At 47.8% G+C, this 20,987-nt stretch carries 16 protein-coding genes and 1 riboswitch; of the genes, 4 read left to right on the plus strand and 12 right to left on the minus strand.

All coding sequences use genetic code 11. The annotated features are described in order from the left end of the window. Positions 1-5: 5 nt before the first annotated feature. From CAGA_RS03960 to CAGA_RS03970, 3 genes are all read left to right on the plus strand, one after another. Positions 6-1,373 carry a vWA domain-containing protein gene (locus CAGA_RS03960; RefSeq protein WP_135657964.1) on the plus strand — a complete coding sequence of 456 codons (1,368 nt, stop codon included), beginning with the start codon at positions 6-8 and terminating at the stop codon, positions 1,371-1,373. Continuing rightward, entirely contained in the window at positions 1,363-2,889 is a 1,527-nt protein-coding gene (locus CAGA_RS03965; protein WP_135657966.1) for an AAA family ATPase, read from the plus strand. Before CAGA_RS03960 ends, CAGA_RS03965 begins: the two co-directional genes overlap by 11 nt. 109 nt (positions 2,890-2,998) lie before the next feature. Further along, positions 2,999-3,292 (plus strand): hypothetical protein, encoded by a 294-nt coding sequence (locus tag CAGA_RS03970; protein WP_135657968.1) that lies wholly within the window; start codon positions 2,999-3,001, stop codon positions 3,290-3,292. Positions 3,293-3,372: 80 nt separating this feature from the next. On the opposite strand, the gene tlp is transcribed toward CAGA_RS03970, so the two are convergent. From tlp to CAGA_RS04000, 6 genes are all read right to left on the minus strand, one after another. Beyond that, the gene (gene tlp / locus CAGA_RS03975; RefSeq protein ID WP_135657970.1) at positions 3,373-3,603 is read right to left on the minus strand and encodes a small acid-soluble spore protein Tlp; all 231 of its coding nucleotides are present in this window, start codon (positions 3,601-3,603) and stop codon (positions 3,373-3,375) included. A gap of 260 nt (positions 3,604-3,863) precedes the next feature. Further along, complete coding sequence (locus CAGA_RS03980) at positions 3,864-6,086, minus strand: YhgE/Pip domain-containing protein (protein WP_135657972.1); 2,223 nt, start codon at positions 6,084-6,086, stop codon at positions 3,864-3,866. 2 nt (positions 6,087-6,088) lie between these two features. Beyond that, a complete protein-coding gene (locus CAGA_RS03985) occupies positions 6,089-8,728 on the minus strand; it encodes a YhgE/Pip domain-containing protein (RefSeq protein ID WP_135657974.1) in 2,640 nt (879 codons plus the stop codon). Between the two features lie 269 nt (positions 8,729-8,997). After that, positions 8,998-10,017, minus strand: a complete 1,020-nt coding sequence (locus tag CAGA_RS03990) for a M42 family metallopeptidase (RefSeq protein ID WP_135657977.1) — start codon at positions 10,015-10,017, stop codon at positions 8,998-9,000. 43 nt (positions 10,018-10,060) lie between these two features. Beyond that, on the minus strand, positions 10,061-10,891 hold the full coding sequence (locus CAGA_RS03995) for an undecaprenyl-diphosphate phosphatase (RefSeq protein WP_135657979.1): 831 nt from the start codon (positions 10,889-10,891) through the stop codon (positions 10,061-10,063). 182 nt (positions 10,892-11,073) lie between these two features. After that, on the minus strand, positions 11,074-12,366 hold the full coding sequence (locus CAGA_RS04000) for an MATE family efflux transporter (RefSeq protein ID WP_413814391.1): 1,293 nt from the start codon (positions 12,364-12,366) through the stop codon (positions 11,074-11,076). Between the two features lie 292 nt (positions 12,367-12,658). Between CAGA_RS04000 and CAGA_RS04005 the strand changes: the two genes are divergently transcribed. Beyond that, positions 12,659-13,786 carry a DUF4317 domain-containing protein gene (locus CAGA_RS04005; RefSeq protein WP_135657983.1) on the plus strand — a complete coding sequence of 376 codons (1,128 nt, stop codon included), beginning with the start codon at positions 12,659-12,661 and terminating at the stop codon, positions 13,784-13,786. A 180-nt stretch (positions 13,787-13,966) separates the two neighbouring features. Here CAGA_RS04005 and crcB read toward each other — a convergent pair whose 3' ends face one another. The 6 genes from crcB to CAGA_RS04035 form a co-directional block, all read right to left on the minus strand. Then, positions 13,967-14,338: a fluoride efflux transporter CrcB gene (gene crcB / locus CAGA_RS04010; protein WP_135657985.1), complete on the minus strand. Its 372-nt coding sequence runs from the start codon at positions 14,336-14,338 to the stop codon at positions 13,967-13,969. 42 nt (positions 14,339-14,380) lie between these two features. Then, a riboswitch (Fluoride riboswitch) is annotated at positions 14,381-14,441 on the minus strand. A gap of 238 nt (positions 14,442-14,679) precedes the next feature. Beyond that, a complete protein-coding gene (locus tag CAGA_RS04015; protein WP_135657987.1) occupies positions 14,680-15,258 on the minus strand; it encodes a GNAT family N-acetyltransferase in 579 nt (192 codons plus the stop codon). 128 nt (positions 15,259-15,386) lie between these two features. Beyond that, positions 15,387-15,800: an EamA family transporter gene (locus CAGA_RS04020; protein WP_135658229.1), complete on the minus strand. Its 414-nt coding sequence runs from the start codon at positions 15,798-15,800 to the stop codon at positions 15,387-15,389. Positions 15,801-16,156: 356 nt separating this feature from the next. Next, a complete protein-coding gene (locus CAGA_RS04025; RefSeq protein ID WP_135657989.1) occupies positions 16,157-19,141 on the minus strand; it encodes a hypothetical protein in 2,985 nt (994 codons plus the stop codon). A gap of 133 nt (positions 19,142-19,274) precedes the next feature. Further along, positions 19,275-20,333, minus strand: a complete 1,059-nt coding sequence (locus CAGA_RS04030) for an anti-sigma-I factor RsgI family protein (protein WP_135657991.1) — start codon at positions 20,331-20,333, stop codon at positions 19,275-19,277. Further along, the gene (locus CAGA_RS04035; RefSeq protein WP_135657992.1) at positions 20,314-20,814 is read right to left on the minus strand and encodes an RNA polymerase sigma factor; all 501 of its coding nucleotides are present in this window, start codon (positions 20,812-20,814) and stop codon (positions 20,314-20,316) included. The genes CAGA_RS04030 and CAGA_RS04035 overlap by 20 nt, the downstream gene beginning before the upstream one ends. Positions 20,815-20,987 lie beyond the last annotated feature (173 nt).

Below are 20,987 nucleotides of genomic sequence, written 5' to 3' on the forward strand. Positions count from 1 at the left end.
AAGCCATGCAGGCAGAAATGAAAGAGAGGGTTCGAAAAATCGGAAATGAGATTCTCACGTCGTCGCGCGCGGAACTCTACCTTCATATGCGCTTTCTGGATATTGCGCTTAGCGTCTTTACTTACGAGATGCGGCCTTCCATCGCGTTTATGGGTACGGACGGAACCGCTCTTTATTACGATCCGGACAAGCTGATCGACCGTTATCGCAGGAACCGCGCTCTTGTAAATCGCGGGTATCTTCACTTGGTGCTTCACTGCGTGTTCCGGCACCTTTGGAAACCCCGGCGGGAAGATCGGGCGCTCTGGGATCTTGCCTGTGACATTGCGATGGAATTTGTGCTGGACGGCCTTCCGTACCGCAGTGTCCGGCTTCCCTCCACAAGCTTCCGGCAGAATTTTTACGATACCCTTCGCGCAAGGCTCAAAGTGCCCACAGCGGAAGGAATTTACATCATGTTGGAGGAAATGCGCCTGCCGGCGCGGCAGCGCGAACAATTGGAACGCGAATTCCGCATCGACGACCATTCCTTCTGGCCGGACCCGGACGAAAAACCGCCCGCCGGCGCGCCCTCTCCCCGGCAGAATTGGGACGATATCAGCCGGAAAATGCAGACGGATATGGAAACCCTTTCGCGCGACCCGGCGCAGCAGTCCGAGGCTTTGCTGCAGCAGGTGCGGGTGGAAAACCGGGAGCGGTACGACTACCGACGTTTCCTGCAGAAGTTTGCCGTCCTTCGTGAGGAGCCCCATTTGGACTTGGATTCGTTTGACCCGGGGTTTTATTCCTATGGGATGCGCCTGTACGGGAATATGCCGCTGATTGAGCCGCAGGAGACGCGGGAATCCCGGAAAATCGAAGACTTTGTTATCGCGGTTGACACCTCCATGTCCTGTTCGGGCCGGCTGGTCAAAGCCTTTTTGAAGCAGACCTATTCGGTGTTAAGGGATACGGAGAGCTTTTTCCGGAAGGTCAATATTTATATTATCCAGTGCGACGAAGCCGTGCGTTCTGACCGGAAAATCACCAATGAAGCGGAACTGCGGGATTACATGGAGCATTTTGAACTGATCGGGAACGGCGGCACCGATTTCCGCCCGGTATTCCGCTATGTGGACGAATTGCTTGCGAAAAAAGCATTCCGCCGCCTGAAAGGCTTGATTTATTTTACGGACGGCCGGGGCGTTTTTCCGCAGCGCCGCCCGCCCTACGACGTTGCGTTTGTATTCATGCGGGAGGACTACACCGACGCCGACGTTCCGCCGTGGGCCATGAAGCTGATTCTGGAGCCGGGGGATTTCGGGGAGCTTCCGGGACCCACGGCGGACAGCCAAATTGATGATTGGGAGGAACTGCCTCATTATGAATATTAAATATGCAAAAGAGGAAATTAAAAATACGGTGCGAGCCTATCTGCAAAGGGATGAAAACGGGAATTACCGCATCCCGCCCATCCGCCAGCGCCCGCTGCTTTTGATGGGTCCTCCCGGTGTGGGCAAAACGCAGATTATCGAGCAGGTTGCCAGGGAATGTGGGGTTGCGCTGGTGGCCTATACCATTACCCACCACACAAGGCAAAGCGCCGTGGGCCTGCCGTTCATTGTCCAGAAAACATACGGCGCGCAGGAGCGTTCGGTAACGGAGTATACCATGAGCGAAATCATCGCTTCGGTTTACGATAAAATGGAGAGCACAGGCTTAAAGGAAGGCATCTTGTTTATCGATGAGATCAACTGCGTTTCCGAAACGCTGGCCCCGACCATGCTCCAGTTCCTTCAGGGCAAAACCTTCGGGAACCAGAAAGTGCCGGAGGGCTGGGTGATCGTGGCGGCGGGAAACCCGCCTGAATACAACCGTTCGGTGCGGGAATTTGACATTGTCACGCTGGACAGGGTGCGGAAGATAGAGATTGAGCCGGATTTCGCCGTCTGGAAGGAATACGCCTACCGGCAGTCCATCCATGGTGCGATCCTCACGTACCTGGAAATCCGGAAAGAAAACTTTTACCGGATGGAAACCACGCCCGACGGGATCCTGTTTGCAACGGCGCGCGGCTGGGAGGATCTCTCTGAAATCATCGGCGTATACGAAACGCTTTCGCTTCCGATCGGGCAGGAATTGGTGCTCCAGTATATCCAAAACCCCACCATTGCGAAGGACTTCGCCAATTATTATGAGCTTTACAATAAATACCGCGACGATTACCGTGTGGCCGAAATCCTCAACGGCCATTTTTCGGATGAAGCGGTTACAAAACTGCGTTTAGCGCCGTTCGATGAAAAGCTGAGCGTCATCGGGCTGTTGTTAAGCAAGCTGAACGAATTCTGCCGGCAGGCTTACCTGACCGACCGGTATACGGAAGATTTGTTTGCGCAGCTGAAGGAATGGAAAGCCCTTCTGGCCGGCGGCACGCCGGACGCTTCGCTGCGGCAGCTGGCGCAGGGCGCCGAGGATGCGCTTGCCCGGCGCAAGGAAAATGGGCAGGCGGGTGGTGAGGAAGAAACAGTTACCCGCCGCTGCGTCCGGACGCTGGAAGGCTATGCTGAAGCGCTGAAAATGGCAGGCCTGCGCGATGCGGACGCCGCGTTTGCGTTCGTAAAGGAGCGCTTCGGGGAAGAAATCGCGAAGCGCAAGGAAGAAATCGCTTCGGTTTCCGACGCGCTGGAACATGCGTTCCGTTTTATGGAGGCGGCGTTCGGCGAAAGCCAAGAAATAGTGATCTTTGTTACGGAGCTTACGGTAAACTTTTACAGCTCGCGGTTCATTCTGGAAAACGGTTGCGACTCCTATTATGTTTATAATAAAGGGCTTCTGTTTAGTGAGCGGCAGCAGGGCATTTTAAAAGAAATCGACAACCTGCGTGCCGCCCAGAACAGCGACGAACTCTAAATTTTTGTTTTCCTGCGATTCATACTGCCGTCCCATTTTACGATGGTTTTCTGGATTTTCCTTTTGTTTTTAATACACAAATGCATAATTGCTTTTGGGACCGACTATAATGTGGGTAAACAGTATTAAACATAAAGGAGTTGTTTTTATGCCGCGTGGAGTTCAAAAATCCATAGAGGAAAGAATCGCTGGTATTGATAAAGAAATGGAAGAACTGAGTAGACGCCAAAAAAATATTCAATTGAAAATAAAAGATTTAGAGGCGAAAAAACAATCGTTATTGAATGAGAAAAAACAATCCCAACTCGCTGAGCTTGCCGGCTTGCTGGAAAAATCGAAGCTGTCGCCGGAAGAAGTGATCAGGAAGTTAACAGAATCCAAGCAGGGCAGGGAATCCGCGTAAGAGCCTTTTGAATCGTACAGAAAAAAGGAGCGCAGCGAAACGGCTGCGCTCCTTTTTATACGTTTATTAAGAACCGATTGTTATGCTTTATATCCGTTTTTACGGGCGATGGCTTCCTCGCGGATTTCCTTGCGCATTCCCTTAAGCGCTTCCTCACGGTTCTCATTTTTCGCTATGAGGTTTCTCCGCATGGTTTCGTCGGAAGTTTCTTCAATCATTTCCTCCGCCTTGCGCATATTTTCAATGGTATGGTTAATATTTTCCTGAATGCGTTCCACATTGTCGCTGCGGTCATCCGGTTTTGGTTTCATTTTCTTCTCTCCTTTCACAGTCACTACTGATTTTATTATTTTGAGCCACGCTTTAATTATAAGTAGAAATTGATTCCAGTTATTCGTACGATTCCATTGCGGGTACAGGATTGCTACAGGTTTGCATGCGGGATCTTTAAATAAATTAATTTAAAAAAATAAGCAAAAGGGGCGGCTGGTGTCTTTGAAGCTTTTGTCCAAGCCGGAAGAATAGAAAAATTTATTATCAAGTTCCGAAATACTTTATAAAAAAGAGCCCGTTAAATTTGGGCTCTTTGATAGATTTCCTCCATCCTTGTATTCAGCTTATGGAACGGCTTCTTCAAGACGGCAAGGATTAAAAATGTTCCCAAAAAGATCAGCAGGGCGCGGATATTGTATTGCACGCTGCTCCAGACCGGCCCGGCGATCGCTTCGCGGTAACAGTTGATCGCATAGGTGAACGGCCACAGCGGTTGCAGTTTTCCGAAAATTTCCGGATTTGTCTGGATTGGATAAATTCCGCCGGCGCCCGCAATTTGGAATACCATCATAACCATGGCAATTGCCTTGCCAACGTTCCCGAAAAGGGAAACCAGCGTAAAGATCATTACGGTGAACGTAATGGAAGTTAAAACGCTTATGCCCATAAGCAGGCCAAAATCCGCGGGATTTACGCCCAGAAGAAAGACATCGCCCAAAGTGACGATGGTTGACTGAATCAGCGATAAAGACAGGAACAGCAGCATTTTTCCGAAATGCTTTTGCTTTAGATTTAATTTTATTCCCCCAACGGTATTCTCACATTCCACCGTAAGCAGCGCGCAGCTTAAAAGCGCGCCGACCCAAATTGCCAAAACGGTATAAAACGGAGTAAGGCCCGCCCCGAACGTATCCGTATTGTAAACCGTTTCTTCTTTCACCTCAATGGGGGAGGACAGAAAGTCGGAAATTTCCGAAGGGTTATTTTCGGTGAGATCAATTAATTGGTCAATGTCTTCGATTGTCACATCGTCAATTTTGGAGTTTAACCGATCTAGATCATTCTGCAGGGTGGTAAGGTTGTCGTTCAGCCTATTTGCTTGGCTTACGGAAAGCCTGCTGCTGGCTCCGCCGAAAACAGCTAGTGCGTTTAACTGGGGCTGTATGGCTTTCCCCAGTTCGGCAAGGTTGTTGGCGTCGTCCAGCTTCGCGTTCAGGCTATCCACAAGACTGTTCAGAAGCGGCCTGCCGTTTACTTGGATATTATTCGAAACATCCTGCGTCTGCTTTGTAATCTCATTGCTGATTTCGGACAGGCTGTTCAGAGCCGCGTTGATGGAAGCCTTCGACGTGTCGGCGCGCAGGAGGGGAATTTGTTTGTCGAGCGCGTCCCTTTCGCTCACGACCAGGCGGTCCGCATACTTCAGGCTGCTTTCCAAAAGGCTGAGCGTGGTTAATTTATAGTTTGCGTTCAGGGTGCGAATTTGCTCGGCGTCGGCTTTTAACATGATGTGCACAGAATTGCAAAGGCTGCTGCATTGTTCCATAACGCCGATTACATCCTTGTTGATGCTGTTGCTGTTGATCTGCTGCAGCGTGGAAATCATTTGCTGGTTTCGGTTATTCAGCTCGGTCAGATTCTGGATGTCCGCATTTAAATCGGAGGAAATCGTCTGGATCGTCTGCTTTGTCTGCTGGGTCAGCGATTTGTTCGCATCCGTTATATTTTGCAGGCTGTTTAGCTGTTCCGTAACTTTTGGAAGCGTGGTTATGCACTGGTTTAAATACTGCTGGAGTTTTTCGGAGTCCTCATTTGCGGCCGATATGTGTTTCTTTAATCTTGCAATGTCGCTGTTTGTCTGTGTGAGTGTATTTTTCAGTTCCCGAATCCGTGAAGTTTTTAGATTGGAACTGTTTATTTCGGATTTCAGCTCGTTGAGGGCTTCTTCCGTTACGGTTTTTACAAAACTGGTTTTGATGGTGCTGATCAGTTTGTTTTTGGCTGCATCCGTTATTTTCGTGGCAATGGAGTTTAATTTCATATTGACGCGATAAGAAATCGCGGGCTTCTGCGGGGTGGAGGTGGCCAAAGTAACCAGCTTGGATGAAAAATCATCCGGGATTTCAATAAGAGCATAGTATTTGCCCTCGTTCAGCCCGTAATTTCCCTGCCATTCGCTGACAAAATCCCAGCCGATGGATTCGTTTTTTTCCAACTCTTCAATCACGCTTTTGCCCACATTGATTACCTTGCCGTTGTATACGGTGCCCTGGTCTTTGTTCACAACCGCTACGGGCAGGTTGCCGGTATTTGAGTATGGGTCCCAGCATGCGTAAATGTTGATCCAGGCGTAAAGGGATGGCAGCAAGCACAAACCGACCATGATAATGATTACGGAAATGCTTCTGGCAATGGTTTTCAAATCACGGATAAAAACCAGAAATACCGGCCTTATGCCAAACATAAGAAATCGGCAGACGGTATTTTGGATTTTTTCAAATATATGCAATCGTTTCTTCATATCTACTCTCCAAGACCGGATTTTTTAAAATCGCATTCAAACTGATGGAACGTATTGTTCAGCGGCTCGACAGTAAGGTATCCGCCAATCAAGAAAACGGCAGCAAATATGGTCAGCAGCGCAAAGTTCGTAATCACGCTGCTGGGCAGAGGGCCGGCGATCGCTTCCCGAATCCCCCCTAATGTATAAGTGAAGGGGAAAAGGGGCTGCAGTATGCGGAAGATAAGTGGGTCAACCTGAATGGGATACGAGCCGCCGCTGCCGGCTACCTGTAAAATCAAATAGATGATGGACAGCGCCTTCCCAACGTTGCCAAGGGTGGAAGCCAGCGTGAAAGTAATAATCGCAAAAACGATGGAAGAGAAGACACAGAAGGTTACAAAAAGCGTGGGATTCACAACTTGGATTTTCAGAAGGAAAATATCCCCCAGAGAAATAATCAAGCCCTGCACCGCGGCTAAATTTACAAAAAGCAGCATTTTTCCAAAGTGCTTTTCACGAAGAGAAAGCCGTTCGATTCCGTCAAAGGGGGCCACCTCTGTTCTCAGGATTGAGTTCAGCACCAGGCATCCCACCCAAAGCGCTAGGGTGGTGTAGATGGGCGCCATGCCGGTGCCATAGTTCGGAATCGAATAGATCTGTTCTTCCTTAATCTCAAAAGGCTCGGAAATATAATTGCCCATAAGCTGCGGATCGTTTTGAAGAATGCTGATGATTTCTATAATATCGTCATTGTTTACCTGCTCGAATTTGCTACCGAGCGTGCTGATGATATCCTTGAATTCGTCAAGCTTGTCGTTGATTTTGGAAGAAAATTCGGAGGAGAGGCTGCTGCCTTCCTCGGCCGTTTTTACCATACTGGTGATCAGCCGGCTTAAATCCTGTGCGTTTTCAATTAGTGCGGAAGAGTCCTTTAACGCGACAATTGCATTGTCGCCGATGCTCTTTAAGTCGTTTTTTATGCCGGAATTATACAGGCTGAGCGCGCTGTTTAGCTGCGAAGAAATCCGGTTGCAATCGTCGTTCAGAAGGTCCGCCGTTTTTTTCGCAATACTGTTTGCCGAATTTAATTGGCTTTGAACATTGGAAATTTGATTTTGCTGATCTGTTATGTACGACTTGACCGCCCGTAAATGTTTTACCATTCTCTCCATCTGATCTTTTTTCTTTTCGTTTGAGGATATCACAGAGTTTAAGTATGTAACGGCGGTGCCGATTTTAGTGTTTGCGTAGTCAATTTGCTGCTGCGCGCGTGTAAGGACTTCATTTAATTCCTTCAGCGCGACCTGGACGGTTTTCTCCGAGGTTCTTAGATCTTCCAAAATGGCTTTAAGCGCTTCCTTTAAACCGGATTGCTGAATCGCTTTCATCGCGTTGATTGCTTGAGCAAGGTACGGGTTCTGGAGCGTCTGGTTCAGATTTTCCAATTGGATAATTACAACGCGCAGCGCCGCATCAACGGCGTCCAGGTCCTTTTCAAGTTGCAAGATTTTCGCGTCCAAAATCTTAAGGATCATATCCACAGAGCCGGAAGCCTTTTTTAATTGGTCTTGCAGATCCGCCAGCGATTTCCGCAGGTTTTTCAAAGAGGCTTGCAGCTTCGTTAAGGAAGTGATGGCACTATCTATGCCGGTGTCGTAATCGTAGGAGCTGCATTGGTTTAAATAGCGGATGGTTGCGTCGATGGAGTCGTCCATGGAGTCAAGCTGCGCGCTGATCATCGGCAAAGTCGTATTGATTTTCGACGCGTTTGCGCTGGAAACCGACTCGTTCAGGCTGGCAAACAGCTCCTTTACTTTTGTATTTGAGGTCTGCGTATGCTTCAGGTTCAAATCCACGTTTTCAATCGCGGTGTTTACTGCTGTCTGCATGGACTGAATGATTTTCTGCTTGTCGGAATTGTTGGTGCCGATGGCATCCAGGCTGCTCTGTATGGCCGGCATTGTATCGCCGATGCTTTTGAGGAACACGTTCAAGTTATCCGAGTTGGTCCCGATGTTGTCTAGCGAGTTTGTTATCACGTCCATATAACGGTTTAATTGGATTATATAATCTTTCACCTTAAGAACCGTTTCTTTGTTGTCATCTGCGCTTTCGCCGATCCTGTTCAATGTAGTGAAGGCGGATTCGTTTACACTGGATATGAATTCCGCTGATACTTTCTCAACCAGCGTGTTGCTTGCAGTTGCCGTAATTTTCCCCGCGACAGGGTTGGCTTTTGTATCTACTTTATAGATGATTTGGGGCTTCTGTGGGGTATCCGTCAGTACGGTAAGAAACTTGGATGAAAAATCGGGCGGAATCTCGATCATGGCGTAATAGGTGCTGTCGATCAGACCCAAATTCGCGTCATTGGAATTAGTAAAAATCCATTTGATTTTATTGTTTTGCTTTAACTCCTCTACAATTTCATCGCCCACGTTTATTTCCTCATCTTTATAGATGTCGCCTTTGTCGTTGTTCACGACGGCGACGGAAATTTCCTCTGTGTTTTCATACACGTTCCAGCAAGCCTTTATGTTTACCCACGCATATAAAGACGGCAAAACACAAAGCCCGGCCAAAATAACGATTGCAACAGGATTTTTTGAGATTCGTTTCCAATCCTGCCGATATACTTTTTTAATATTTCGAAAGTTCATTTTGATTCCCCATTAATTAAAAATAATCTTACATTTAGAATTATATAGGATTTTTAGGCGTGTATAATATTAAAATAGATTAATATACCTTGCATATCACAGAACAACACAAGAATAAAAAGTAGCGGCAGAGAGGTTTCTATTTACAGAAACTTTTCTGCCGTATTTTATGTTTTGTGTAAATTGGGTTATACCCAGAACAGGCAATAATGGATAAAACGAAGAAACACAGTAGTGCGGGTGAAAGCATGGAGGCTTTCGGGAAACGCTTATTTCTTTTTTATGTACAATTCCAGGAGCTTTAACGTATTTTTTACGCCGTCGATATGGGACCGTTCGTACCCGTGCGAAGCATATACGCCGGCGCCGATCAGGCCGTGCTTCAAATCATAACCGGCGGCAAGCGCGGCGTCTGCGTCCGACCCATAGTAGGGGTACACGTCCACGGCAAAATCAAGTTTGCCCTCCTGCGCACAGCGGATCAAGTTCGTGGTCACTTCATAATCATAGGGGCCGTGGGAATCCTTGGCACAAATGCTGACCATCCGCTCGGTGCAGGCCAGCCCCTCGCCGATGCAGCCCATGTCTACGCTGATGATTTCCTCCGCGTCCGCCGGAAGGGCACCGCAGGCCCCGTGGCCGACCTCCTCATACACCGTAATAAAGACATAGACCTTTCGTTTGAGCTTCAGCTTTTTCTTCTGAAGATCCCTTGCAAGTCCCAGAAGGATCGCAACGGAAAGCTTATCATCCAGAAAGCGGCTCTTGATATACCCGCTTTTCGTGATGGTTGTGCGCGGGTCGAAGCAGACGAAGTCCCCGTTACAGATGCCCAGCGTCTCGGTATCCTTCTTTTCTTTTACATCTTCATCGATGACAATTTCCATGTCCGCAAAGGTTCTGTTCTGCTTGGAGTATTCGTCGTTGACGTGGACAGAGGGGTCGTTCATCTGGAGCGTACCTTCAAATACTTTGCCGGAGCGGGTGCGGATTCTGCAATTTTCGGTTTCACAGTTGTTGGCGTTTAAGCCGCCGATGTTCGTAATGCGCAACCTGCCGTTTTTCTTGATTTCAGCTACCATGCCGCCCAATGTGTCAATATGGGCGGAGAGGATCAGCGGGCTGCCTTCCCCGCCAAGATCACACACCACGCAACCCTTCTTTGTCCGATACGGATGATAACCAAGGCTTTCAAACTGCTCCATTGTATAGCGCGTAACATCTTCGGTAAACCCGCTTGGGCTGTCGATCGCAGTCAGCGCTTTTAACTGGTCGATTATATAATTCATTTTATACACTCCCACAAATTTATCGTGTTTACTCTAACGGTATTTAAAAGGATTTCACGGCAAAATAGAGTAAAATGATGGAACCCAGGGCAATCCGGTACCATCCGAATACTTTAAAGTCGTGCTTTTTAATATAGTTCATCAGGAATTTTATGATGAGGACGGAGACAACAAAGGCAACGACCATACCGGTGAGCAAAATGGAAACCTCCACACCCGTATAGTGGAAACCGAATTTCGCCAGTTTCAGTACGCTTGCCCCAAACATTACCGGGACAGCGAGATAAAATGTAAATTCAGCCGCCGTTGTTCTTGCAACCCCGATCAGAAGAGCGCCGACGATGGTTGCGCCGGAACGGGAGGTACCGGGGAATATTGCGGCGATCAGCTGGAAAAGCCCGATGATCAAAGCTGTTTTATAGCTTATTTGGGAAATTGCGGAGATCTTCGGCTGTTTATTCCGATTGTAGTTTTCAATTATAATAAACAAAATACCGAATAAAATCAACATGATTGAAACCGTTCGATAATTATAAAAGAAAGCCTCGATTTCCTCATCCCACAGTAAACCGACAATAGCGGCCGGAATACAGGCCACAATAATTTTTCCCCACATACTCAGAATGTCGGTCTTTACCGTCAATCTTTTTTGAAAACCAAAGGGCATCAGATTCTTCCAATAAATCACGATAACCGCTAAAATAGCGCCGAATTGAATCACAACGAGGAACATCGCCTTAAAAGTGGCGCTGGTATTCAGCTTTACAAAGTCGTCAAGCAGGATCATATGCCCCGTACTGCTGATCGGCAGCCATTCCGTAATTCCTTCAACGATTCCAAACAGGATTGCTTTTAAAATTTCTACGATTCCCATATTTCTCTCCATTTCGTGTTTGCATAGCTTGGATTTAGCTTGTTTTCAGCCATAGGAAGTCTGGAAGATTTCCGTGCGTTTATTCAGACAATATTGATTATATTCCAAAACAGAGATAACTGCAACGGAATATTGAAAATCGAAGATACTGTTGTCCGCCGCCTTCCATCTGAAACATTTCCTTATCGGGTCACATTATTCAGCCATTTGAAGCTTTTGTATCGCAGCACCGAAAATGGGATTTTGATAATTTCATCGCTCATCAGGATCATATAGATGACCGGAACGCTCCATTTAAATAAGAAAGCCGCCAGGGCGCCCATTAGAATGGAGCCGCCCCACATGGTGGTTGTGTCAAGGACCAACCCGAACCGGGTATCGCCGCCGCCCCGGAAAACGCCGACGATGAGCGTTGTGTTGATTGCCTGTGCAAAGGAAAAATACGACATCACAAACAGCATGAATGATAAATGATTCTGCGTAGTCGGCGCCAGATTTAACGCGGATATGATCATCGGCCTTGCAGCCAGAATCAGGATCGCGCCGGCTCCGCCCGCGATAATGCTCAGCTTAATGAAACGCCTGGCGTAGATTTTGGCGTTTTGCAGATGGTTTTCCCCGATGGCCTTGCCGATGGTGATTGCGGTTGCGTTTGCAAGCCCAAAGGCGATTACCAGGGCAAGCTGCCGGGTGATCTGCGCAACGGAATTCGCCGACACAACAGAGCTTCCAAGGTGGCCGATCACAACGGCGTTCATCGCCACGCCGCAGCCCCACATCAGTTCGTTTATTGTAACCGGGACGGAATAGTACAGAAAGTCCCGGAACAGGTATTTGTCCCGCAAAAGCAGGGACGAAGGCTTAAATCGCAGGACATGGTTGAACTTTGCCGCATAGATTATGACAACCAGCAGCTCGATGCCTCTGGAAGTAAGTGTTGCGATGGCGGAACCCCGGATGCCAAGCTTTGGGCAGCCAAACAAGCCGAAGATTAGCAGGGAAGCAATTGTAACGTTCGACAGCAGGGAAATCAGGTACACCACGCTGGAGATTACGACGCGCTCCACGCTCCGCATGATATTCAGATAAATTACCGTGATCGACATGAGTATATATGAGAAGGAAATGATTCGAAGATATTTTACCCCTTCCGCTATAACCGGCCGCTCATTCGTAAATATATTCATGATTTGCTCTGGGAAGACCAGCACGGTTAGGGTAAATAAGGCGGCAACGCTCAACGAGAACCGCATACTGATTGCCGTGATTTTGAGGATGCTGTCGGTGTCTTTCTTTCCCCAGTACTGGGCTGTTAAAACGGCGGCGCCGGAGGTTAATCCGAAGAAAATTAACGTCAGGATGAATTGCACTTGGTTGGCAAGCGAGGCGGCGGAAAGCACCGTTTCGCTCACCCTTCCGAGCAGAAGGACGTCGATGGAAGAAATCCCGACGTTGATTAAATTTTGAAGCGCCATGGGCAGTATCAAAGAGAAGGCCGTTTTGTAAAAGGCTTTTGCTTCGTTTCTGTCAATGATCGTATTGTGTTTCACAAGCATTCCTTTCCGGTTTTCCAAAACCAGTTTTGATTTTTATGATCAGTATATTGGTAAATCTAATTTTGCGGACCGGAACATCCGGTGTTTCCAAAGCCGGCAATAGAAAATGATCAGCCGAAAAGGCGTTTGCCGGGATGACAAAAATTTTTTTTCATAATATAATAGGGAATACGGGATTCAAAATGAAATTACATACAGAATGAAGGATATTATGAACGAAAAAGAAATTTCAGAAATTCGCCGCCGCTTTCGTCCGGATAAGAGCAATATTACCCGGATTCGCGGCTGCTACGTGAACGAGCAGAGAGAAATTGTTACGCAATTCAGCCAGTCGCTGGGGCTGATGCAGCAGGAAGAAGCCGAAGAGCTTCTGGCAATCCTAAAAAAGACGCTGTCTGGCACAATTGGGAAAAACCTGATCGACATTGAGTTTGCCACTCGACAGGTCCTCGAAGGGGAGGAACATAAGTTGCTGATGGCACTTCGAGATTCCTCGCTGGAGGACGATGATGCCGTTCGGGAATTCTATGGGCGCGTGATTCAGGCGCTTAACTTGGAGGGGAAATACCTTATTCTTTTGGCCTGCGACAAATATGATGTTCCTTACTACGCAGAGGACGGAGAAAAGCAGGAAGATTCCTCGGAAGTGTTTTCGTACTTTTTGTGCAGTATCTGTCCTGTGAAACTGACAAAGCCGGCGCTCGGTTATTATGCCAGTGAAAACACGTTCCGGAATATTGCGTCCGACTGGATTGTGTCGGCGCCGGAGCTTGGCTTCCTTTTCCCGGCTTTTGACGACCGGAGCGCCAACATTTATAACGCCCTGTACTATTCCCGCAATCTTGCGGAGAACCACGCGGAATTCGTGGACGCCATATTCAAAACCGAAATCCCAATGCCGGCCGCCGAACAAAAAGAAACATTCCAATCCATTTTGAGCGAAACCATTGCAGATGACTGCAATCTGGATGTTGTGCAAACGGTTCACAGCGAATTGTCCGGGCTGATTGAAGAACACAAAACCAATAAAGAGAAAGAGCCGTTGGTGATTTCAAAGGAAACGGTGAAAGGTGTTTTGAAATCCTGTGGTGTTCCGGAAACCCGAGTCACAGCGTTTGAAGAAAAATATGACGACGCTTTTGGCGCCGATATGGAAATCAGTCCGCGTAATATCATTGATACCAAGCAATTTGAGCTGCGTACCCCCGATGTGACAATCCGTGTGAACCCGGAATGCAGCGACCTGGTCGACACGCGGGTCATCAATGGGGTGAAGTATATTTTAATCCGTGCTGATGAAGGCGTGGAGGTAAACGGTGTGAACATTCATATTTCGTAACAGTTCTTAGGAACCTAAAAAAAGATTTCCCCGCAGAACGGTTATGTGAATAATTTTACCATATATCAGCAGACTGGCAAAGATGTTGCGCGATAAAATTCGCGGCTATAAAAAGATGTCTTGAAAAAAGCGCTCCGAAAAAATCGGAGCGCTTTTTTATGCTAGGGTGAAGGCGGTTTCCTACAATAGCTGCGCAACGAATTTGCCCGTCCAGCATGCGGAAAGGGCAAGAAACAGATTCAGACAGGCGTTTAGCCCGCCCATTAAATATGCGCCTTCGGAGATAAAGGAAACCGTTTCAAAGCTGAAAGTAGAAAATGTTGTAAGCCCTCCCAAAAATCCGGTTGTCAGGAATATCCGAAGGTTTGGGGACATAGGGAATAGGCTTGTACTGGATTCCATGATAAAGCCCATGATAAACCCGCCAAGTACATTCACAAGGAAAGTCCCCAGGGGGAAGTTGCCGAAAAACTTTGAGGTAGAGCACGAAATTATGTATCTTAACATGGTACCCAAAAATCCGCCGAAACCAACAATTAATACTTTAATCATTCCCTATACCACCTTACAAAAAATAAAAGCTTCTACTTTAAGTGTAAAGTAGAAGCCATCAGCATAAAGATGCATTTTGGTGAGCCTCATCACCATATTGAACTATATAACAGGATAAAGGATATCCGTTGGTTTGTAAATACATAGAAAACATAAAGAATCGGATTCTCCTTGCTCGATTTCGTGTTTTTTGTACAATCCCTTATTGCAGCGATGCCGCCCGCATAGCCAGAATAAAATACACTCTTATTCCCGAAAAGAAAATTTTTCAGTTTCAAGAATAAGAGTGTTCGGACCAGCCAGTATGTAATAAACAAATTGTACAATTTCCAGATTATAAACTAAAAGTCATAGCTGATTTCCGTTATGGGAATGACTTTTTTTGGTACTTCCGGATGCTCTCCGATCATCTTTTCCATCCAGATCATATCGTACCATGTGCCGAACTTATAGCCGCATTTTGTAAAGTGAGCCGCTTTTGCATACCCCAAATGCTCGTGGAAAGCCATACTGGCATTGTTAAGGTGCGCATCCTCAACCGGTGTATAGGCAATGCAGGCGTTCAGGTTAATAATGTTCTGGCGTTTCAGAAGCTCCTCCAGAGCAAGATACAGTTTTTTTCCCAAGCCTTTCCTTCGGCAATCCTGTTTTATGTATATGCTGGTTTCAACCGCCCAATTGTAAGCCGCACGCTTTTTAAATGCCGATGCATATGCATAGCCGACAATGCGTCCCTCATCCACAGCGACAATGTAGGGATACATTTGTAAAGTGTCTTTGATTCGCCTTGAAAACTCAGCTACGGACGGTACGTCATACTCAAAAGTAATGGACGTATTCCGAACATAGGGGGAATAAATATCCAAAAGTTCTTCTGCGTCCTTTTTTGTTGCCATCCGGATCAGGGTTCCCTGCTCCATTTTACGACCTTCTTTCTTTCATAAATGTAATTCCCATTGTAGAGGTGATGGGAATCATATTCTTTCATATGACCGGCTTGTCCCCTATGCGGATAACCGAAACCATAAAAAACAATAGCAGCCTTATGTCACAAAATCATGACAAACGTACCAAGGGTAATTAGTATGCCGCCGAGGATGCTTTTCACTGTTACCGTTTCCTTCAGCGCCACAAAAGCAAGAACCATGGCAATGACCACGCTGAATTTATCGATTGGGATTACTTTTGAGGCTTCGCCGATTTGAAGTGCCTTATAATAGAATAGCCATGAAAGGCCGGTTGCAATCCCGGACAGAATAAGGAATATCCAGCTTTTTTGAGTAATATTCGCAATTTGGAACTGTGTTCCGGTGATAAAAACGATTCCCCACGCCATGATTAAAACGACTGCGGTGCGTATTGCAGTAGCTAAGTTAGAGTTTATATCCTCAATTCCAATCTTGGCCAGTATGGACGTAGACGCTGCAAATACTGCGGACAATAACGCATAAATAATCCACATGGAATTTCCGTTTTTTAACTTTTCGATCGTGCCATTCACTCCCGTTCTTTTTTTAATAAGTGCTTGTGACATTTATCTGTTGCCACTTTTTCATTATAGAAAGCCATTTTGCAATAGTATCTGTAATTATACTCATGTTATACCGCACAGGGGACCGAAAATCAATCCTGCCGAATCGGCGGCGCATCAGAAATTTCAGCGCTTCGGCCGAGCTGAACCGTAGGAGATTGTCATAAACATACGGGTATCCTGCGCGATCCCGGGACGGTACATAAAAAGAGAGGCATCGGTTCGTGGGGAAGATAAACCGATGCCTCGCAAATAGAATTATTATGAAGAATATAGCATGGAAACTTTTATCCTACTGTGGCAACAAAAATTCTTGTGCCGTTTACATAAATTCCGGCTGCAGAGTCCGCCGCGCCGGCGGAAGTAATTTTGTAGTAATAATCATTGCCGGATTTGGAAACAAAAGCGAGCTTGAAGCACGGAGTTCCAACGGTAACGGATGGGGCTGTGGCGGAGGTAATCTTGAAGGTATAGGCGCCATGCACCGTCAAATCCATTGTCGTATCACTTGTGAAAGTGTTGCCTTTTACGGTGGCAACAAAAATTCTTGTGCCGTTCACATAGATTCCGGCTGCGGAGCCCGACGCACCGGCGGAAGTGATTCTGTAGAAATAATCATTGCCGGATTTGGAAACAAAAGCGAGCTTGAAGCACGGAGTACCGACGGTAACGGTTGGAGCCGCCGCCGAGGTAATCTTGAACATATAGGATCCGTTTACTTCTAAATCCATGGTGGTGTCGCTTGTGAAGGAATAGCCTTTTACCGTAGCGACAAAGAGCTTGTTGCCATTCAGGTATATGCCCGTTGCGGCGCCAATGGGGCCGACTGCGGTAAGCTTGTAGAAGTATTCGTTGCCGTTTTTGGCATACAGCGCTACGGTGAATACGCCGCCTGTGCCGGCTACAACGGAAGGTACGGACGATGAGGTCACTTTCATAATGTAGCTGGAGCCCTTTTCGACCGAGAGGTCGGCGTTTGTGTCGGAAACAGCGGTCGGTTCAGCAAGAGCGGTAATCGTGCATTGCGCCGTACCGTAGTCATCCATTTCGTAGCCGTCCGCGTCATAGAGCGTTGCGGTCAGAGTCGCCTTGTTTTCCGACGCGAAAACCGGGTCAAAACCGGTTACCTTTACGGTTGCGGAAGCGCCGGAGGAGGTGAGCTCAAATATGTCGTTGCTGCCGTCGATGTCCCAGACAATCCTGCCCCCGTCGGGGAGAGAGGTCCCGGCCGGGTAAGCGGCAGCGGTGAATGTCTCTGAACAGCCCTTCGCAATGCTTGAAGTGTCTTTATTAATCGCAAGGCCTGCAAAAGAAAGGGAGGCAATTTTAAACGTATCGGTTGCCGCGCCGGCTGTTTTTGCAAGCGTATAACCGAAGGTGTTGAAATCGTCCGCGTCAACCGCATTTGCAGCAGCCTTGAAGACGGTGGTGCCGGCCGCAAAGGTTTTGTCGGTCAGCTTCAGCGTGACACCGGAGGCGCTGCCGGTTACATAAAGGTTTCCGGCTGCAATCTTCATTGTGCCGTCGCCGCTGATTGTATCTGCCGTAACCATGCCGTCAAATGCAAGCGTGGTATCGGTATCTAAGGAAATAGTGTCAACCGTAACGGAACCGCCGACGGTTGCGCTTGTGTCTTCATGCTGGGTGTAAATCGTCCCGTTTTTCGCGTTGGCGGGAGCGGGGATTTTTCCGATGAAGGCATCGCTGTCATCGCCGAGATACACACTTGTTTCGCGGAAATCGAGGTCGATGGCGTTTATGCCGATGCTGTCGCCGGATAAGGTGATGGAACCGTCCGCGTCCGATTTCAGGCCGGCGCAGGTGATTTTGGATTCCTTAGAGGACAGAAAGATCTCCTGCGCGGTAATTTTACCCATTACAACAGGGGTGTCCGATTCATTCGCGCGGACGGTAACCGTACCGCCCGCGTCGATTGCTCCGGTTGTGCCCGCGTTTACGGTTACGTTGCTGTCCGAATCTAAGGTTACATCCGTAACATCGATATTTCCGGTCTTGCCGCCGCTTACAAGAACTGATTCTCCGCCGGACGTGGCCGTGGCTCCGCTCGTTTTAATGTCGCCGACGGTGCCGTCCGTAACTTCAACGGTGCCGCTTTCTATATCGATGGAACCGACCTTCCCGCCGTTGATCTGGAGGTTCCCGACATGGCCGGAAATTTTCTTCACATTGGTTTTCTCTTCGACATACACGCTTGTGGTGCCCTTGGGGAATATCACTTCACTATCCGTAACATTGCTTGTTCCGGAATTTGCGTTGCCGGTCAGCATGGTTTTTCCGTCCGTCTTCTTAATCGTAAAAACTTTGCTGTCCGGGAATAAGGTCGCTGCGTCCGTCTTTTTTTCAATTTTTGTTTTCAAGGTGTAAGCGTCGCTTGAGCTGGTCGACGCCTTATAGGTGGAACCGTCTGCAACCAGCTTTTTTACTGTGATGGACACGTTCATGGTGGACGCGTCCTGTGTGTACCGGTTGGTTTCGGAAGAGAAAGCCCTGCCGACGGTGGCGGTCGGGAAGCGGGTGAACGCCGAAGCCGTGTCCGCGACCGGAATATGTACGTCATTGCCCGTCACGCTGAAGCTGTAGGCGTTTTTATCCGTAATACCGGAGGTCGCCGCGGTTAGGTCGGCGGGTTCATAAACCGCCAGCGCGGAATCGGCGCTCGGTTTTGCCTTGTAAATACCCAAAGTCTTTGTATAGTTGGCGGTTTGGGCAAAGGTTTCAAAATCAGAAAAGCCGGTACCGGGCTTTTTGGAAGCAAAGTCTGCCTCGTATTCGCCGAAGACGATCTGATCCTTGTCGTAAACATATACGGTAAGGTTCTCTCTTGCCGTTACGGTGTAATCCTGTCCGTCGTCGTCGGTGTAGCTGCCTTCGTAAAGAACCGAAATCACTTCTTTACCGGAAGCCGAGCTGCTTTTCAGCTTCAGCGACGCCGTATCGTTGGATTTGTTCACCTTTAACGAAACAAGCCTGTCGCCGGAAACATGGGCGATTTCCTTTATTTTTTCGTCGCTGACCATCTGGTGGTCCTTGGTTTCAAACAGGAAGTCGCTGCCGCTGTTAAGCAGGAAATCCGTAAGGTCGGCGGTGTTTGAAGCACCGCCGTTGACAAGATAAATGCTGTCCTGATTGGTGCTGCTGATTACGCCGGTTAATGATTTTACAGCCGCCGAAGCACCAACGACGGGAAAGCTGCTCAGAATCAAGGCAGACGAAAGTACGAAAGAAAGAACTTTTGCTGCAAATTTTTTCATTCTGCAATCCTCCTGACCGAATGGTGTTTTGCAAATTTGTGATGAAAGTGCGGTGATGTTTTTTCTAACAGCAGGCTTGCTGCCGCAGCCGTATTCCATGCGTCAGCTTATGGATTCGTCCATATGGGATCCCTTATCGGTTTTGCTGATTTAAAAGGGAGGAAGGGGAACGGCTTCCGGTCTTTGTGCTGCTTGTGCTGCCGGAGAGGCTTTGCGCCTGAGAGGATGTTGTTCCTTTTTTGCTGGAAGCTGTGCTCGAAATTTCCTTTCCAGGGGTGCTGGATGAAACGGAAGTGTTGCCTTTGCCGGATTCATCGGAGGAAACCGGGGAATCCTCGTTGTCCGTTTCCTGCGGCATTGTGTCGCTGGTTGCGCTGGATGAATCCGGAGTGTCTTTGCCCGCCGTTTCGTCCGGGGCATTGTTGTCCGCCGGAACGGAAATATCCTTGGTATCGTCGCCGTCCGGGTTCGCGGATTCTTTCAACTCATCAATCCTTTTTATAATATCCTTTATTTGAGCGTCCTTGTATTCGCTGATGGTAGCGGAAGGATCGAGCTCCTGCAGCTCTTGGATCAGGCGCAGCTTCCCCGGGGTGATGGCCAGCCTTTTGGCTTCGTCCCGCTTATCCATGGAAATGTGATCCTTGCTGATTCTTGCGGTTTTACCTTCTGATTTTATTGCCGCTTCCGCGCCCTGCGCCGCGGAGTTTTCCAGTTCGATCGCGGCCTTGGTATTGTCGGTTTCAGATGTTACGGAAATGACCGTTGAACCGTCCTGTGCAACAAAGCCCTTCTTTGCGGCTGCCCGAACCAAGGTATGGACGGCGCTTTTGACATCCGCGTCCATGATGTTTTGCCCGTTCAGGAGCGTTGCGCCGCCGCTGTCATAAGCCGTTGCGGACACAACCTTTCCAAACCCGTTCACGCCCAGCTCAACGCTGGGGTTGATGTCAAGGCTTATATAGGAAGATGGAGTTTGATAGTATATGGCTGCGGCAGCGGATATTGCACACACAAGGACAACGGTGCAGACCGCTATAGCGGCCCTGTGCCTTACGAAACGTCCGGACCGGGTCTGCGTCGCAGCGGGCGCCGTGTTTAAATTAGCAATTAGGAAATCCTTTGTTTTCCTCTTTAGGTCATCTTCGGCACGGATATGGTTCATAGCAGCCTTAAAAATAGTTCCCATCATCAAAACCTCTCAATTTCTTCTTTAAAATTGCTTTTGCCCTTCTCAGATGTGTGTGAATGGTATTTTGATTCCTTCCGAGAATCGTTGCAATTTCAGGGACCGTATAGTCCTCAAAATAGAAGAGATATATAACATTTCTGTATTTCTGTGGAAGGGATAACACCTCGCGCAATACACCCTCTTCGGCTTTATCCTCTATGGGAATTTCTAAGTTATCGATGGAACAGGTATTTTTTCGAAAGAAGCTTTTGTGGAAATCCTTGCATTCATTTATGGTAACTCTGCAGAGCCATGCCTTTTCGTGCGCGTCGCTTTCAAACGGCTCTTTATGCTGTAATAGCTTTAAGAAGACGTTTTGAAAGATATCTTCCACATCCGCTTCACTTTTAAGATACATAAAGCATATTCTTCGAACCATATCGGAATATTTGTCGAGAGCTTCGGTTACAACATCGTTGGTACCGGACGATGTTTTTTCCATTTTCTTTCCTCCCTTCAATATAGATACGATTGAAAACGGTAAATACTTTCAAAATTCGGCAAAATTTTATAAAATTTTTTTCCAGGTATAGAGAGCGCATAATAAAACCGCTTTGAGGCTCGCTTGTTTGAAGCTGGGACGAAGGCCCCGGCAGCCGGATGAACTGAAAAAAG

This window comes from Caproiciproducens galactitolivorans (assembly GCF_004768785.1).
Taxonomy (GTDB): domain Bacteria; phylum Bacillota; class Clostridia; order Oscillospirales; family Acutalibacteraceae; genus Caproiciproducens; species Caproiciproducens galactitolivorans.

Bases quoted from the DNA above. Each gene is read 5' to 3' on its own strand.
- CAGA_RS03960 (WP_135657964.1), top strand. From the start codon at position 6: ATGCAGGCAGAAATGAAAGAGAGGGTTCGAAAAATCGGAAATGAGATT.
- CAGA_RS03965 (WP_135657966.1), top strand. From the start codon at position 1,363: ATGAATATTAAATATGCAAAAGAGGAAATTAAAAATACGGTGCGAGCC.
- CAGA_RS03970 (WP_135657968.1), top strand. From the start codon at position 2,999: ATGTGGGTAAACAGTATTAAACATAAAGGAGTTGTTTTTATGCCGCGT.
- tlp (WP_135657970.1), bottom strand. From the start codon at position 3,603: ATGAAACCAAAACCGGATGACCGCAGCGACAATGTGGAACGCATTCAG.
- CAGA_RS03980 (WP_135657972.1), bottom strand. From the start codon at position 6,086: ATGAAGAAACGATTGCATATATTTGAAAAAATCCAAAATACCGTCTGC.
- CAGA_RS03985 (WP_135657974.1), bottom strand. From the start codon at position 8,728: ATGAACTTTCGAAATATTAAAAAAGTATATCGGCAGGATTGGAAACGA.
- CAGA_RS03990 (WP_135657977.1), bottom strand. From the start codon at position 10,017: ATGAATTATATAATCGACCAGTTAAAAGCGCTGACTGCGATCGACAGC.
- CAGA_RS03995 (WP_135657979.1), bottom strand. From the start codon at position 10,891: ATGGGAATCGTAGAAATTTTAAAAGCAATCCTGTTTGGAATCGTTGAA.
- CAGA_RS04000 (WP_413814391.1), bottom strand. From the start codon at position 12,366: ATGGCGCTTCAAAATTTAATCAACGTCGGGATTTCTTCCATCGACGTC.
- CAGA_RS04005 (WP_135657983.1), top strand. From the start codon at position 12,659: ATGAACGAAAAAGAAATTTCAGAAATTCGCCGCCGCTTTCGTCCGGAT.
- crcB (WP_135657985.1), bottom strand. From the start codon at position 14,338: ATGATTAAAGTATTAATTGTTGGTTTCGGCGGATTTTTGGGTACCATG.
- CAGA_RS04015 (WP_135657987.1), bottom strand. From the start codon at position 15,258: ATGGAGCAGGGAACCCTGATCCGGATGGCAACAAAAAAGGACGCAGAA.
- CAGA_RS04020 (WP_135658229.1), bottom strand. From the start codon at position 15,800: ATGTGGATTATTTATGCGTTATTGTCCGCAGTATTTGCAGCGTCTACG.
- CAGA_RS04025 (WP_135657989.1), bottom strand. From the start codon at position 19,141: ATGAAAAAATTTGCAGCAAAAGTTCTTTCTTTCGTACTTTCGTCTGCC.
- CAGA_RS04030 (WP_135657991.1), bottom strand. From the start codon at position 20,333: ATGATGGGAACTATTTTTAAGGCTGCTATGAACCATATCCGTGCCGAA.
- CAGA_RS04035 (WP_135657992.1), bottom strand. From the start codon at position 20,814: ATGGAAAAAACATCGTCCGGTACCAACGATGTTGTAACCGAAGCTCTC.